Origin of the sequence: Nonomuraea jiangxiensis (assembly GCF_900099965.1) — a bacterium.
GTDB classification, from domain to species: Bacteria; Actinomycetota; Actinomycetes; order Streptosporangiales; family Streptosporangiaceae; genus Nonomuraea; species Nonomuraea jiangxiensis.
The window spans coordinates 728,465-742,550 of the sequence record NZ_FNDJ01000001.1 but is presented as its reverse complement, the minus strand read 5'-3'; the positions used below and the strand labels follow the sequence as shown (position 1 = coordinate 742,550).

The following is a 14,086-nucleotide window of genomic DNA, read 5'->3' as shown; positions in this document are numbered from 1 at the left end:
TCGAGGAAGAGAGCTTCGTGACCGACCAGCCATCCCGTGCCGAGCAAGCCCGCGCGTTCGGGTTCGAGACCCGGCAACTGCACGCCGGGCAGCGCCCCGACCCGAACACCGGCGCCCGCGCGGTGCCGATCTTCCAGACGACCAGCTACGTCTTCGAGGACCCGGAGTCCGCGGCGGCGTACTTCAACCTCCAGGAATACGGCAACACCTACTCGCGGATCATGAACCCGACCGTCGCGGTGTTCGAGGAGCGGGTGGCCAACCTGGAGGGCGGCGCGGGGGCGGTGGCCTTCGCCAGCGGCATCGCCGCGCAGGCGGCCGCGCTGTTCACGCTGCTGCAGCCGGGCGACCACGTCGTCTCGTCCTCGGCCCTCTACGGCGGCACGGTCAATCAGCTCAAGCACCTGCTGCGCAAGATGAACGTGGAGCTGACGTGGGTCGATCCCGACGACCCGGACGCCTGGCGGCAGGCGGTCCGCCCCAACACCAAGGCGTTCTTCGGCGAGACGATCGGTAACCCCTCCGGCAACGTGCTGGACATCGAGACGGTGGCGGCCATCGCGCACGAGCACGAGCTGCCGCTGATCGTGGACAACACGTTCGCGACGCCCTACCTGTGCCGCCCGATCGAGTGGGGCGCCGACATCGTGATCCACTCGGCCACCAAGTTCATCGGCGGCCACGGCACGAGCATCGGCGGGGTCGTCGTCGAGGCCGGCACGTTCGACTGGTCCAACGGGCGTTTCCCGGTGGTCGCGGATCCGTCACCGGCCTACCACGGGCTGCGCTTCCACGAGACGTTCGGGGCCTACGGCTATCTGATGAAGCTGCGCGCCGAGACCCTGCGCGACCTCGGCGCCGCGCTCGCGCCGCTCAACGCCTTCCTGTTCCTGCAGGGGCTGGAGACCCTGTCGCTGCGGATGGAACGCCACGTCGACAACGCGCTGGCGATCGCGGCGTTCCTGGAGTCGCACGAACTGGCCTCCAACGTGAGCCACCCCGGCCTGCCGGGGAGCAAATACCGGCCGCTGGTGGAGAAATACCTGCCGCTCGGCGCCGGCGCGGTGTTCTCCTTCGAATGCGCCGGTGGGCGGGCCGGCGGGCAGGGCCTCATCGGCGGCATGACGCTCTGGTCGCACCTGGCCAACGTCGGCGACGCGAAGAGCCTGATCATCCACCCCGCCAGCACGACGCACCGGCAGCTCAGCGACGACGAGTTGCGGGCGGCCGGCGTGGGGCCGGGATCGGTGCGGCTGTCGGTCGGCACCGAGTCCGTCGAGGATCTGATCTGGGACCTGGAGCAGGGTTTCGCCCGCGTCGCCGCGGCCATGGGAGAGAAGGTGCAGACGGCATGACCGATCTCGCGCGCTACCAGGACGCGCTGACGATTCAGCGGGTCCTGCACACCGCCAGGACGATCGCGATCGTGGGCCTGTCCAACAACGAGCTGCGGGCCAGCTACTTCATCGGCTACTACCTCAAGCGGCACGGCTACCGCGTGATCCCCGTCAATCCCCGCGAGTCGGAGATCCTCGGCGAGACCAGCTACGCGAGCCTGCTGGACGTGCCCGTGCCGGTGGACGTCGTCAACGTCTTCCGCGCGCCGGACGCGCTGCCGGGGATCGCGCGGGAGGCCGTGGAGATCAACGCCGGTGCGCTCTGGTGCCAGTTCGGGGTGATCAACGAGGAGGGCGCGCGGATCGCCGAGGACGGCGGCCTGACGGTGGTCATGGACCGCTGCGTCAAGATCGAGCACGCCCGTTACGTGGGGCGGATGCACTGGCTCGGCTTCAACACGCAGCGCATCACGTCCGTGCGCGCCGGGCTCCAGTAGTCCTCGGTCAGCTGATGGGTCAGCTGAGAGGCCGGCCGAGGGGCACGGTGCAGAACGTGCCGCCGACCCGGTGGAGGAGGGGATCGGCGGGGTCGTAGGTCTCGGCCCCGGGAATGGCGTCCGCGAAGCGCTCGGCGTCGTCCCGTGGCCGGTAGCCGATCGCCTCCCCTTCGGCGAGCGACCACCAGCGCCGCGTGTTGGCCGAGATGCCCCACAGGATCCGGAACGCGGGCGGGCGCGTGGCCAGGCACGCCTCGAACAGCCGGGCCGCGTCCGCGTGCGAGAGCCACACCGCGAGGTCGGGCAGCGCGAGGGGACGCGGCCGGAACGCCCCGATCCGCAGGCAGGTGACGTCGATCCCGAACCGGGAGTGATAGAGGCTGCCGAGGGCTTCGAGCGCCGCCTTGCTGACACCGTAGAAGGTGTCGGGACGCGGCGGCGCGTCCGGCGGAAGGAGGCCCTCGCCCCGGGTCAGGAATCCGGCGGCGTGGATGCTGGAGGCGAGCACGACCTTGGCCACGCCCCGGCGGCGGACGGCTTCGAGCACCCGCTGGGTGCCGTCGACGTTGGCCGCCAGGATCCGTTCCCACGGCCCCTCGCCGGCGAGCCCGCCGAGGTGCACGACCGCGTCCACGTCCCGGCAGGCGTCGTCGATGGCGTCCTGGTCGGTGAAGGAGGCCCGCAGGTGCTCCTCCCCCGGCGCGGCGGGGCCGAGCGGCGCGATGTCGAGCAGCCGCAGGATCCTGCCGGGCCGGGCCAGCAGCGGGCGCAGCACCGTTCCGATGCGGCCGGCCGCCCCGGTGATGAGGATCCGGTGGGTCATCAGCGATCCTCCGCGTCGTACGTGGGCGTGGCGGCGGTCCGCCCCTGCGTCCGCCGCCCGGCCGCGGTCGCCGGTCACCCGGTTGACGGGCTCGGCGTCCTCGGCTCGGCGCTCTCCGCCTCCGGCGCGGCGATCTTGCGGACCCCGAGCACGGCGACCAGGCTGATCAGGGACAGTCCGGCCACGTAGAGGGCGATGGCGGTCGAGGACCGGTATGCCTCGAAGAGGGCGGTCGCCACGATGGGCGTGAGCGCGCCGCCGATCATGCCGCCGAGCTGGTAGGCGATGGAGATCCCACTGTAGCGGAAGCGCACGTCGAAGATCTCGGTGAACAGCCCGCCCTGGGCGCCGGCCATGATCCCCTGCACCATCGCGGCCACCACGAACGCCGCCAGCGCCGCTCCCGCGTTGCCCGTGTTGACCAGGCCGAACATCGGCAGCGGCCACAGCACGGCGGTCACCGCGCCCACGATGTACAGCAGTTTGGAACCGTACCGGTCCGACAGCACCGCCGCCCCGATGATGGTGGCGATCCACACCACGGTGGAGGCCAGGATCAGCGTGAGCAACGTGCTGCGCTCGAAGCCCACCACGGTCGTGCCGTACGTGAGCATGTAGACGATGACGGTGTAGCCGACCGCGGGCGGAGCGATCGAGGCCAGGCTCGCCAGCGCCAGGTTGCGCGGCTGCCGCCGGGCCAGCTCGGTGAAGGGGACCTTGCTGGTGGCGTTCCGCTCCTTGACGCGCTCGAACTCCGGCGCGTCGTGCAGCCGGCGGCGGACCACGAGGCCGAGGATCACCAGCAGCACGCTGAGCAGGAAGGGGATGCGCCAGCCGTACGACAGGAAGGCCTCGTCGGACATGCCGGAGACCGCGAGGAAGGCCAGGTTCGAGGTGAGCACCCCGATCGGCACGCCGAACTGGGCGAAGCTGCCGTAGACCGCGCGGCGGCGGGGCGAGGCGTGCTCGGTGGCGATGAGGATGGCGCCGCCCCACTCGCCGCCCACGCCGAATCCCTGCACGATCCGCAGGACGACCAGCAGCAGCGGGGCCCCGACGCCGATGGCGGCGTAGGTGGGCAGCACGCCGATGAGGAAGGTCGCCCCGCCGGTCAGTATCAGGGTGAGGATCAGCATCGACTTGCGGCCGATCCGGTCGCCGAAGTGACCGAAGATCGCCGCGCCGAGCGGGCGGGCGACGAACCCGACCGCGAAGGTCGCGAAGGCGGCGAGCGTGGCCGCCGTGCTGGAGGCCTGCGGGAAGAAGAGGGTGCCGAAGGCCAGTGCCGCGGCGGTGCCGAAGATGTAGTAGTCGTACCACTCGATCGACGTGCCGACGAAGCTGGCCGTGAAGAGACTCTTGGTCGATGGTTGCCTGGTGGATGAAGGGGAAGCCACGGGGGGTGCTCCTCGAACAGGCGAAGTGGGGGCCTGGTAAAAGCTGGACTGAATGTAAACGCGCCGCCCCGGTCGGTCGTCGGGCTTCTGCGGTGGCCCGTCTACGTCATATGTCCTACGTCGCGGGTTCCGCTCGGACCGGCGTGAGTTGGCGCGGAGGAGGGCCGGGGCGATGATGATGGTGTGCCACGAGCCTCGGACCCGTCCACCGGCCCTGGCCCGACCGACTCGACCACCGAGCACACGGTGCGGGCGCTCGTCGAGGTGTCGGCCGACGGCCTGGCCCTGCTGGACGTGGAAGGCCGCTTCGTCATGGTCAACGAGGCGGCCACGCAACTGCTCGGCCTGCCCGCCGCGGAGCTGATCGGGCGGCCCGCCCCGTTCGTCCCCACGGCGGAGTGGAACGGCCCGTCCGCACGCCATACCGACACGTGGTCGGCTCCGGACGGGCGCCGTTGCGTCCTGGAATACCGCATCTCGCCGACGGACGCCGGAGGGTACGCGGTGTGGTTCAGCGACGTGACGGGAGCGCGCCGCCAGCAGGAGCGGCTGGCCGCCATCACCCGGGCGGCATCGAGTGTCGCCGACTCCTACTCCCTGCGCGCGACCCTCGACGCGGTGGCCCACGAGATCGTGCTGACCACCAACATCGCGGCCGTCCAGATCCTGGCCGTGGACGATCCCGCGGACGAGCTACGGGTGCTGGGCATGGCGGGCTTCGGGAACGCCCCCGATTTCATCCAGCGCCTGAGTGCCTGCCGCCGGCGCGGCGCCACCGTGCTCTTCATGGAGGCCATCAGGACCAGGAGACCCGTCGTGGTGAGGCATCGCAAGCCCGTCATCATGGCCGACTCCCGCTGGGGGCCGCTGCACGAGATCATGGATCGCCCGGACTGGGACGACTTCGTGTCGCTGCCGATGATCGTGCGGGGCCGCACCGTCGGTGTGATCAACACGTACTACGTCCCCGGCGAGGATCCCTGCTCCAGCTCGCTGGCTTTCCTGGAGGCGATGGCCGATCACGCCGCGGTCGCCATCGACACCGCCTCCCTGCTCTCCCAGACCCGGTCCCGGGCGCAGGAGCAGGAGCGCCGGCGACTGGCCCGCGAGCTGCACGACTCCGCGGTGCAGCAGCTGTTCTCCATGCGGATGCAGGCCAAGGCGCTGCGTGCGGAGCTCGACCGCGCCGGCGCCGATCCCGCCGCCGTCTGCAACGCGGCGGAGGAGATCGCCCAGCTCTCCGAGAGCGCGCTGGCAGATCTCCGCCGGCTCGTGTTCGAGTTACGCCCCCTCGACCTCGGCGCGCGGTCACTGGTCGACGCCGTCCGCGCGCACGCGGCGAGCGTCGGGACGCGCACCGGCATGGCCGTACGGGTGCGCGTCTCACCCGACCTCGACCCGGACCCCGGCCTCGACCTCCAGGAGGACGTCTACTGCATCGTCCGGGAGGCGCTGCACAACGTCGTGAAGCACGCCCGAGCGACCTCGGTGGACATCCGCCTGGCCAGGGCTCATGAGGGCGGCCTGGTCGTCGAGATCTCCGACGACGGGTGCGGGCTCGACGTGGCGCCCGGCGCGGCGGCGGCCCCGCGGGACACACTCGGGCTCGTGTCGATGCGCGAACGCGCCGAGCGCTGGGGCGGCCGGCTGGCCGCCGGTCCCCGGCAGGCCGGTGGCTGGACCGTCACGCTCACGCTACCGTTGGCGAGCTAGGGCGGCGTCGGGGGAAGGAATGCCGATGAGCGACGGCACGACCATGCCGGAGGTCATCCGCGTCATGGTGGTCGACGACCACGCGATCGTCCGGCGCGGCCTCCTTGCCTACATCTCGACAATTCCGACATTTCACATGATCGGGGAGGCGGCCAGCGGCGAGCAGGCCATCGCCCTGCTCAACGAGTGGCGCACTCTCGGCCAGCCGCTCCCCCACGTCGTCCTGATGGACCTGCAGATGCCCGGCATGGGCGGGATCGCGGCCACCGAAACGATCACCAGGACCCATCCGGACGTCAAGGTCGTGGTGCTGACCAGCTTCGGCGAGGTCGAGAGGGTGCACGTCGCGCTCGCCGCCGACGCGGCGGGATATCTCCTCAAGGACGCCGACCCCGACGAGGTGGCCATGGCCATCCGCGCGGCGGTCACCGGCGGGATGCACCTCAACCCGACCGTCGCCCGCCAGCTCACCCGGCGGATCACGGCCCCGCCCGCCGGCCTCACCTCGCTGACGGCCCGGGAGCGGGAGATCCTCATCCTGATCGCCGAGGGCAAGTCCAACCGGGACATCGCCGGCCGGCTGACGATCAGCGAGCGCACGGCCCGTACGCACGTCAGCAACGTGCTCGCCAAGCTCCAGTTGTCCTCCCGGACCCAGGCCGCGCTGCTGGCCATCCGCGAGGGGCTCGTCCCGCCGAGCTGATCGCCGTCCGGACCCGCGGAGCCGGCCCCGTACGTCATTTGTCGCGGTCGACCGCGCGGAATCGACGGGTCCGGGCCGTCATTATCGCGACGACGCGCCCCGCGGGGCGCTATAGCGTCCTGGCGACACCCCCGGCCGACGGCTCGGGCAGGCGAGAACCGAGGTGGTGCGCGGCGTCCCGGGCCGGCACCGGCTCGCACGACTGACGGAAGGGAGGGAGCGACCTGGACACCCTCCGATCCGACGACCCGGTGAGACGGCCCGATCAGACGGCGCGGTCACGGCGCAATCCGGCGGCCCGATCCGACGGCCCGATCCGACGGCCCGATCCGACGGCCCGATCCGACGGCCCGGTCAGACGGCGCGGTCAGACGGCGCGGTCAGACGGCGCGGTGTCCGCGCCGCGATCTCGATGACTGCTGACCCGATGCCCGCCGCCGACCTGGTAACAGGTCTCGTCATCGACGGCGAGACCGTCGCCACCCCGGACAGGATCCCGGTCCACGACCCCAGCGGTCCGGACACCGTCGTGGGCTGGACGGCGGCGGCCACCCCGGAGGACTGCGAGCGGGCCGTCGCCGCCGCCCAGCGGGCCTTCCCCGGCTGGGCCGCCAGATCCGCCGCCGAGCGGGCCGAACTGGTGCTGGCGGCCTTCGAACCGCTCGCCGCCTCGGTCGCCGTCCGGGCCGAGATCCTGACCAGGGAGAACGGCAAGTGCCTGCAAGAGTCGCAGATCGACCTGGCCGTCTTCGAGGGGCGCTCCCGCGCCGCCGCCGCGCTCGCGACGGGCTTCCCGCCGGTGACCACCCTCACCGCGCCGCCCTTCGCCACCCAGATCCACCGGGTGCCCGTCGGCGTGGTGACCGTCATCGTGCCGTTCAACTGGCCGCTGGCCATCCTGGGGGCGAGCCTGCCGTACGCGCTCATCGCCGGGAACACGGCCGTGGTGAAGCCGCCGCCCACCGCGCCGCTCGCGATGGTGGAGACCCTGCGGGTGATGGCGCAGGCACTGCCACCGGGCGTGCTGAACGTCGTCACCGGCGGCAATGACGCCGTCCAGCCGCTCCTGACCGATCCCCGCGTGCAGCACGTCGTGTTCACCGGCAGCACCGCCGGGGGCCGCGCCGTCATGGCGCTGGCGTCCCGGTCGCTGGCCAGGGTCACGCTGGAGCTCGGCGGCAACGACCCGGCGCTCCTGCTCGACGACGTCCGGCTGGACGAGGGCACGGCCGGGGCCCTCGCCGCGGCCGCCTTCATGACCACCGGTCAGGTGTGCATGGCGGTCAAGCGCGTCTACGTCCCCCGCTCGCGATATTCGGAGCTGGTCGAGGCCATGGGGGCCGCACTGGACGGCCACCGCGTGGGCGACGGCCTCGATCCCGCGACCACCATGGGCCCGCTGAACACGGCACGGCAACGCGACGTCGTCCGGCAGATGCTGGAGCAGGCGCGGGCGAAGGGCGCGGAGGTACGCGAGTACGGCACCGTGGACGACGGAGCCGTCGCCGGCGGCGGCCACTATCTCCGTCCGGCGCTGGTCCTCGATCCGGCCGAGGACCTGCGGGTGGTCACGGAGGAGCAGTTCGGCCCGGCGCTGCCGATCCTGCCCTACGACGACCTGGACGCCCTCGTGGAGCGGCTGAACACCGAATGGTCAGGGTTGTGCTCCTCGGTCTGGTCCCCCGACGTCGAGCGGGCCACGGCCGTGGCCGCGCGGTTGCGTACCGGGACGACCTGGATCAACCAGGCCAACGCCTCGGCCAACGACGACCGGGCTCCGTTCGGCGGTTTCCGGCAGAGCGGGGTGGGCCGGGAGATGGGACCGGACGGGCTGCTGGAGTTCACCGAATCGCACGTGGTGACCGCTCCGGCGTGATCGCCCGCCGCCGGCCTGCCGTGCTCGTCCGAAGGCGTCGAAAGCGTCGGAAAGTGTCGAGAGCACGGCAGGCCGCGCGGCCGTCAGACGGCGGCGGTGGTGCGCCAGCCGGGCTTGTAGTGCTCCCTGGCCATCACCGAGTAGGGGGCGGGGCTGACGACGGCGCGCACGGCGAACTGCTCGTGCGGCTGCACGGTGGTCTTGCGGCTCCCGCCGTCCGGCTCGCCCCAGACGACGCGGACCTCGGCGCCGAGCGGGACGTCCGGGTTGACGGTGGCGAGGGACAGGGCCCTGCGCTCGTTGGCGCTGTATCCGGTGAACATCGACAGGCCGACGAGGTTGTCGTGGGCGTCGATCACGGAGTCGTAGTTGGACGATCCGTAGTTGGCGTTGGGCAGGTCGAAGAACTGGTAGCCGGGGCCGTCCAGGTCGACGGGGGCGGCCAGCAGCCTGGCCACGTCCTCGGGGTGCCAGGCCAGGGTGACCTTGCGCCGCTGGGTCTCCGGGGTGACGGCCGCGAGCGCGTCGCGCCCGACGAAGTCGTGGTCGAACTTGACGAACGGGCCGTAGCCCAGGTCCCACGGATTGACGTAGTAGTCCTCGATCCGGTCGGAGACGAAGCTGCCGGCCAGGGCGTTGGTCGCCTCGTAGCTGTCGGCGCCGAGCCACTCCCGGTACGGCCGGAGCTCCTCACCGGTGTAGACCGCGGGAAGCGGCGAGGGGATCCAGCCGGATTCGAGGGTGTTGCAGGAGTAGGCCCGCGCTCCGGCGGGTTCGAGCCCGAACTCGCGGCCCGCCTCCAGGATGGCGTCCCGTACCTTGTCGTAGGTCTCGTACGGGCCCCACAGCTCCAGGCCGGGCGCGCCGGCCATGCCGTGACGCAGGGTGCGGACCCGCTCGCCGGCGACGTTCATGTGCGCCAGGTGGAAGAAGCGCAGCTGCTCCACCGGGCCGCCGTTGACCTTCTCGATGACCTCCCACGCGCGCGGCCCCTGGATCTGGAACCGCCACAGGTCGCGGGTCACCGGCTTGCCGTAGGGCCGCGACGGCGAACGCGGGTCCAGCCGGAGCTCGACGTCGTATCCGGTGCCGGCGCGGTACGTGAGCCAGTTGGCGACCGGCGCGCGTCCGACGAAGATGAACTCCTCGGCCGCCTCCCGGAAGAGGATTCCGTCGCCGATGACCCCTCCCTCGGGGGAGACGGGGACGAACTGTTTGGCCGTGTCCACCGGGAACTTCGCGACGCTGTTGACGCCGGTGTCGGAGATGAGCCGCAGGGCGTCCGGGCCCGAGATGAACAGGTTCGCCATGTGGTGGGACTGGTCGTACAGCACCGCCGTCTCGCGCCAGGCGATCACCTCCCGGCGGAAGTTGGTGAACTCGTACGGGACGACCGGATAGACGTAGGCCCCGATCTGGGAGTTCCGCAGCAGCTCTACCGTGTTGCCCGCCTGGTCGAGGACTTCCTGGAGGTTTTTCGCGCTCATCTTCCGCCCGTTCTGGTGTCGTTCTCCGCGGCGCTGACGTATTCCACGCCGAGTTCGGCGAGTTTGGCGCGCAGGCCGTAGCGGTCGAGCCCGAGCTCGCCGTCGCGGAACGCCTCCCGCGCCGCCGCTTCCTTGTCGACCCGGGCCTGCGCGGCATCAAGGGCCTGGGTGACGGCCTGGCGGGGCACGACCATGACGCCGTCGTCGTCGGCCAGGACCGCGTCACCGGCCCGGATCAGCTGCCCGCCGATGGTGATCGGCACGTTGACCGAGCCGGCCGTCGCCTTGACCGTGCCCTGCGCGCTGACGGCGGCCGACCACACGGGAAAGCCCATGGCGTGCAGGTCGGCGACGTCGCGTACGCCGGTCGAGGTGACCAGCCCGCGCACTCCGCGCACCTGGAGGGCGGTGGCGAGCAGCTCGCCGAAGGCCCCGTCACCGCACGGGGAGGTGGTGGTGACGACGAGGAGGTCGCCGGGCCGGCACTGCTCGACGGCGGCGTGGATCATCAGGTTGTCACCGGGCCAGCACAGCACCGTGACGGCGGTGCCGCCGACGCGCGACCCCAGATGTACGGGCCGCAGCCCCGGGCCGAGGTAGCCGGTGCGCCCGAGGGCCTCGTGGACGGTGGCGACCCCGTATCCGGCCAGCTTGGTGACGTGGTCGAGGTCGGCGCGCGGGGGGTCGGTGACGATGACGTGCCTCATGACAGGCGGTCCGTGACCTGCGGGTACAGCCGCATGTAAGCCTCTCCCATGGTCTTGTGCGGCAGGCCGAGGTCGGGGCCGGCGTTCCGCTTGACCTGCACGCCGCGGCGCCTGGCCAGGTCGGTGTAGTAGCCCCACATGTGCTGCTGGGCCGGCAGGCACTCCATCGCCTTGCGCTTGGTGTCGAACACCGGGGTGATGTCCAGCAGCACGTCCGGCTTGAAGTCGCACTGCTCGGGCTGGTGCGGCTCGAAGAACACCGGCGGCGCCCCCAGCGGCTCGCCCGGCGCGTCGTACCCGGCCGCCTGGGCCAGCACCCGCGCCCGCAGCGCCATCCTGGCGGCCGCGGGGTGGTCCTGGTTGTAGGGGTCGGCCGGCGGGTGCGTCAGCACCACGGAGGGATCGACCTCGTCGCCCCGCTCGCCGAACGTCAGGCACAGCACCTTGGCCCGGTCGCCGGCCGAGGTCGCCAGCGCGATCGACCCCGCCGCCCGCCAGACGACGTCCCCCGCGTGGGCACTGATCACCAGCAACGAACCCATCCGGCCTCTCCTTCGCGGTCCTCGGCTGCCACCTAGGACGGTAGGAGCAACAGCGCCCCCGGGGTCAGGTCCCGAAGACCGGTCCGGCCTACGTCATTCGGCCCAGGGTCTCCGGCAGTTCTGTCGCGCTCGGCCCCGCCTGAATGCCCGACGAAAGTCTCGGGGCCCTTCGCTCTACTGGTTGTCTGTGAGACTCGAATGCCTGCGATGAGGAAGTGCCATGGCCACGCAGCGGGAGAGCGCCGGGGCCGGTTCCCCGCGCTCATGTCTCGCCGATCTCCTGCGCCGGATCAGTTACGAGGTGACGCCGTTCCCGAACACCGAGCGGAACGTGCTGGAGCACGTACCGGTCACCGTCCCGCTGACCGTGACGGTCACCAAGGCGAAGGGCATCGACGCGACGCTCGGCCTCACCGAGCGCCTGGTGCGGCACGGCTACACCGTCGCCCCGCACCTGCCCGCACGCCAGTTCCGCGACCGGCAGCACGTCGCCGACGTCGTGGCCCGCCTGCGCGAGGCCCGGGTGCGGTCGGTGTTCGTGGTCGGCGGTGACGCGCCGCGCCCGGCCGGGGAGTTCGAGGACGCGTACGCGCTGCTGCGCGCCATGCGGGAGGCCCACCACCCCTTCGAGGAGGTCGGCATCGCCGGGTATCCCGAAGGCCACCCGGTCGTTTCCCGGGAGGCGCTGGAGCTGGCGCTGAAGCGGAAGGCGCCGATGGCGACCCGTGTCATCACCCAGATCTGCTTCCACGCCGGCACGACGGCGGACTGGGCCGCCGGCATCGCCGCCGCGGGCATCGGCCTCCCGGTCCACGTCGGGATACCTGGCCCGGTGAACCGGCACAAGCTGATGCGCATCACGGCGAACCTCGGGCTGGGCCAGTCCGCGCGGTTCCTGCGCAAGCACCGGAGCCTGCTGTGGCGCTTCCTGCTCCCGGGCGCGTACCAGCCGGCGAGGCTGGCCCGGGAGCTGGGCCTCGCCGTGCCGAGGACCGGCGGCAACATCCGCGGGCTGCACATCTTCACATTCGACGAACTGAGCAGGACCGAACTCTGGCGGCGGCGGCTGCTGGAGTCGGTCTCCGAGAAGGACGATCGGTCATGACCAAGGCGCAGGACAACTACCTACAGGACCTGGCGGCCAGCAGGCGAGGCTACGCGATCAACCGCCTGTGCGGCTCGCTGAAGGACGCGGCGAACCGGCGCCTGTTCACCCGGGACGAGGACGCCTACTGCGACGCCTACGGCCTCACGCCGGAGCAGAAGAGGGCGATCCTGGACCGCGACTGGACCGCGATGCTGGACCTGGGCGCGTCCATCTTCTACACGTTCAAGCTCGCGGTACTGGACGAGAAGTCGATGCAGTATCTCGGCGGGGTGTTCACGGGGATGTCGGCCGAGGAGTTCACGGCGGCCATGCGATCCGGAGGGCGGAGATTTGGCTGAGATCATCTGGGGCCTGGCGACCTCGCACGTGCCGTCGATCGGCGCCGCGATGGACCACGGGAAGACCGCCGATCCCTACTGGAAGCCGCTGTTCGACGGCTACGAGCCGGCGCGTGCGTGGATGGCCGCGCACCGGCCGGACGTGGCGGTGATCGTCTACAACGACCACGCGAACGCGGTCGGCCTGGACCTGGTGCCCACCTTCGGGATCGGCACCGCCGAGTCCTATGACGTGGCCGACGAGGGGTGGGGACGCAGGCCGGTGCCGCCGGTGCGGGGGGCGCCGGAGCTGAGCGCGCACCTCGTGGGCGAGCTCATGGACGAGGAGTTCGACATCGCGACCTTCCACCGGCTCGACGTCGACCACGGCCTGACCGTGCCGCTGTCGGTGTACTGCCCGGACCCGGGAGAGGCGTGGCCGTGCGCGGTGGTGCCGGTCCTGGTCAACGTGATCCAGTACCCGCAGCCGACGGCGGCCCGCTGCTACGCGCTGGGCAGGGCGATCGGGCGGGCGATCCGGTCGTTCCCGGGGGATCTGAAGGTCGCGGTCTTCGGCACCGGCGGCATGTCGCACCAGCTCGCCGGCGCGCGGGCGGGGCTCATCAACCCCGAGTTCGACCGCATGTTCCTGCGGGCGATCGAGTCCGAGCCGGAGAAGCTGGCCGCGCTCACGCGCGAGGACTACATCCGCCGGGCCGGCACCGAGGGCATCGAGCTGATCATGTGGCTCGTCATGCGCGGGGCGATGAGCGACAGGATCGCCCGCATCCACGACACCTATCACGTGCCCGCCTCCAACACGGCCGCGGGGCTCGCACTCTTTCAGGATTTGGGAGCGGCATGAGTACGTTCGTCCTGGTGCACGGTGCCTGGCACGGCGGGTGGGCCTGGCGGCGGGTGATCCCGGCGCTGGTCCAGGCCGGCCACGAGGTCCACGCGCCGACCCTGACCGGCGTCAGCGACCGGGCCCACCTCCTCAGCCCGTCGGTGGGGCTGTCGACGCACGTCCAGGACGTGGTGGCGCTGATCAACGCGTACGACCTCCGCGACGTCGTCCTGGTGGGGCACAGCTACGCCGGGCAGGTGATCACGGGCGTCGCCGACCGCGTCCCTGACCGGCTGGCCAGGCGCGTCTACCTGGACGCCTTCGTGGGCGGTGACGGGGACGCCGCGATCGACCTGCTTCCTGAGACGGTGGCCGGGCACTACCGGGAGTCGGTCGCCGGTCCCGGTTTCGGATGGCTCATCCCCGTGCGCTCGCTGACCGTGCTCGGTGTGACGGAGCAGGCGGACCTGGAGTGGCTGGGGCCGCGCCTGACGCCGCATCCGTGGCGCACGTACACCGAGCCCCTGCTGCTCGGGGGCGACGTGGGCCGGGTGCCGGCGGCGTACGTCGAGTGCACCGAGTGGCTGCGGGTGTTCCAGCCGCACGCCGAGCGGGCGGCGGCGCTCGGCTGGCCGGTGCACCACCTCGCCACCGGCCACGAGGCGATGGTCACCGCGCCCAAGGAGCTCGCCGAGCTGCTGCTCGCCCTGCACACCTCTTGAGGGGAGATCG

Annotated in this window: 14 protein-coding genes; 9 read left to right on the top strand and 5 right to left on the bottom strand. The window is 71.5% G+C overall.

Features of this window, described 5'->3' with window-relative positions:
• Positions 1-17: 17 nt before the first annotated feature.
• Both BLS95_RS03125 and BLS95_RS03120 read left to right on the top strand, forming a co-directional pair.
• On the top strand, positions 18-1,355 hold the full coding sequence (locus BLS95_RS03125) for an O-acetylhomoserine aminocarboxypropyltransferase/cysteine synthase family protein (protein WP_090928947.1): 1,338 nt from the start codon (positions 18-20) through the stop codon (positions 1,353-1,355).
• Positions 1,352-1,834 (top strand): CoA-binding protein, encoded by a 483-nt coding sequence (locus tag BLS95_RS03120; RefSeq protein WP_090928944.1) that lies wholly within the window; start codon positions 1,352-1,354, stop codon positions 1,832-1,834. Before BLS95_RS03125 ends, BLS95_RS03120 begins: the two co-directional genes overlap by 4 nt.
• Positions 1,835-1,853: 19 nt before the next feature.
• On the opposite strand, the gene BLS95_RS03115 is transcribed toward BLS95_RS03120, so the two are convergent.
• Together BLS95_RS03115 and BLS95_RS03110 are read right to left on the bottom strand one after the other, a co-directional pair.
• Complete coding sequence (locus tag BLS95_RS03115; RefSeq protein ID WP_090928942.1) at positions 1,854-2,657, bottom strand: NAD-dependent epimerase/dehydratase family protein; 804 nt, start codon at positions 2,655-2,657, stop codon at positions 1,854-1,856.
• 74 nt (positions 2,658-2,731) lie between these two features.
• Complete coding sequence (locus BLS95_RS03110) at positions 2,732-4,054, bottom strand: MFS transporter (RefSeq protein WP_090928940.1); 1,323 nt, start codon at positions 4,052-4,054, stop codon at positions 2,732-2,734.
• 183 nt (positions 4,055-4,237) lie between these two features.
• On the opposite strand from BLS95_RS03110, the gene BLS95_RS03105 reads away from it, so the two are divergent.
• The 3 genes from BLS95_RS03105 to BLS95_RS03095 all read left to right on the top strand — a co-directional run bounded on the left by BLS95_RS03105 (position 4,238) and on the right by BLS95_RS03095 (position 8,346).
• Positions 4,238-5,767: a sensor histidine kinase gene (locus BLS95_RS03105; RefSeq protein WP_090928937.1), complete on the top strand. Its 1,530-nt coding sequence runs from the start codon at positions 4,238-4,240 to the stop codon at positions 5,765-5,767.
• A 25-nt stretch (positions 5,768-5,792) separates the two neighbouring features.
• Complete coding sequence (locus tag BLS95_RS03100; protein ID WP_090928934.1) at positions 5,793-6,470, top strand: response regulator; 678 nt, start codon at positions 5,793-5,795, stop codon at positions 6,468-6,470.
• Positions 6,471-6,882: 412 nt separating this feature from the next.
• Positions 6,883-8,346 (top strand): aldehyde dehydrogenase family protein, encoded by a 1,464-nt coding sequence (locus tag BLS95_RS03095; protein WP_245764786.1) that lies wholly within the window; start codon positions 6,883-6,885, stop codon positions 8,344-8,346.
• A gap of 83 nt (positions 8,347-8,429) precedes the next feature.
• On the opposite strand, the gene ligM is transcribed toward BLS95_RS03095, so the two are convergent.
• The 3 genes from ligM to BLS95_RS03080 are packed head-to-tail and all read right to left on the bottom strand — an operon-like array spanning position 8,430 to position 11,082.
• The gene (gene ligM / locus BLS95_RS03090) at positions 8,430-9,833 is read right to left on the bottom strand and encodes a vanillate/3-O-methylgallate O-demethylase (protein WP_090928929.1); all 1,404 of its coding nucleotides are present in this window, start codon (positions 9,831-9,833) and stop codon (positions 8,430-8,432) included.
• A complete protein-coding gene (locus BLS95_RS03085) occupies positions 9,830-10,540 on the bottom strand; it encodes a 4-carboxy-4-hydroxy-2-oxoadipate aldolase/oxaloacetate decarboxylase (RefSeq protein WP_090928926.1) in 711 nt (236 codons plus the stop codon). The genes ligM and BLS95_RS03085 overlap by 4 nt, the downstream gene beginning before the upstream one ends.
• Positions 10,537-11,082 (bottom strand): PIG-L deacetylase family protein, encoded by a 546-nt coding sequence (locus tag BLS95_RS03080; protein WP_090928923.1) that lies wholly within the window; start codon positions 11,080-11,082, stop codon positions 10,537-10,539. The genes BLS95_RS03085 and BLS95_RS03080 overlap by 4 nt, the downstream gene beginning before the upstream one ends.
• A gap of 220 nt (positions 11,083-11,302) precedes the next feature.
• Between BLS95_RS03080 and BLS95_RS03075 the strand changes: the two genes are divergently transcribed.
• Genes BLS95_RS03075 through BLS95_RS03060 form a run of 4 tightly spaced genes read left to right on the top strand, consistent with a single transcriptional unit; the run spans position 11,303 to position 14,076 of the window.
• Positions 11,303-12,187, top strand: coding sequence for a methylenetetrahydrofolate reductase (locus tag BLS95_RS03075; protein ID WP_090928920.1), 885 nt, complete (start codon positions 11,303-11,305; stop codon positions 12,185-12,187).
• A complete protein-coding gene (locus BLS95_RS03070; RefSeq protein ID WP_090928917.1) occupies positions 12,184-12,528 on the top strand; it encodes a protocatechuate 3,4-dioxygenase in 345 nt (114 codons plus the stop codon). Before BLS95_RS03075 ends, BLS95_RS03070 begins: the two co-directional genes overlap by 4 nt.
• A complete protein-coding gene (locus BLS95_RS03065) occupies positions 12,521-13,372 on the top strand; it encodes a class III extradiol dioxygenase subunit beta (RefSeq protein ID WP_090928915.1) in 852 nt (283 codons plus the stop codon). Before BLS95_RS03070 ends, BLS95_RS03065 begins: the two co-directional genes overlap by 8 nt.
• A complete protein-coding gene (locus BLS95_RS03060) occupies positions 13,369-14,076 on the top strand; it encodes an alpha/beta fold hydrolase (RefSeq protein WP_090928912.1) in 708 nt (235 codons plus the stop codon). The genes BLS95_RS03065 and BLS95_RS03060 overlap by 4 nt, the downstream gene beginning before the upstream one ends.
• Positions 14,077-14,086: the final 10 nt, after the last annotated feature.

Excerpts from the sequence above, each read along its gene's own strand:
- BLS95_RS03120 (WP_090928944.1), top strand. The coding sequence starts at position 1,352 with ATGACCGATCTCGCGCGCTACCAGGACGCGCTGACGATTCAGCGGGTC.
- BLS95_RS03115 (WP_090928942.1), bottom strand. The coding sequence starts at position 2,657 with ATGACCCACCGGATCCTCATCACCGGGGCGGCCGGCCGCATCGGAACG.
- BLS95_RS03100 (WP_090928934.1), top strand. The coding sequence starts at position 5,793 with ATGAGCGACGGCACGACCATGCCGGAGGTCATCCGCGTCATGGTGGTC.
- BLS95_RS03095 (WP_245764786.1), top strand. The coding sequence starts at position 6,883 with ATGACTGCTGACCCGATGCCCGCCGCCGACCTGGTAACAGGTCTCGTC.
- ligM (WP_090928929.1), bottom strand. The coding sequence starts at position 9,833 with ATGAGCGCGAAAAACCTCCAGGAAGTCCTCGACCAGGCGGGCAACACG.
- BLS95_RS03085 (WP_090928926.1), bottom strand. The coding sequence starts at position 10,540 with ATGAGGCACGTCATCGTCACCGACCCCCCGCGCGCCGACCTCGACCAC.
- BLS95_RS03080 (WP_090928923.1), bottom strand. The coding sequence starts at position 11,082 with ATGGGTTCGTTGCTGGTGATCAGTGCCCACGCGGGGGACGTCGTCTGG.
- BLS95_RS03075 (WP_090928920.1), top strand. The coding sequence starts at position 11,303 with ATGGCCACGCAGCGGGAGAGCGCCGGGGCCGGTTCCCCGCGCTCATGT.
- BLS95_RS03070 (WP_090928917.1), top strand. The coding sequence starts at position 12,184 with ATGACCAAGGCGCAGGACAACTACCTACAGGACCTGGCGGCCAGCAGG.
- BLS95_RS03060 (WP_090928912.1), top strand. The coding sequence starts at position 13,369 with ATGAGTACGTTCGTCCTGGTGCACGGTGCCTGGCACGGCGGGTGGGCC.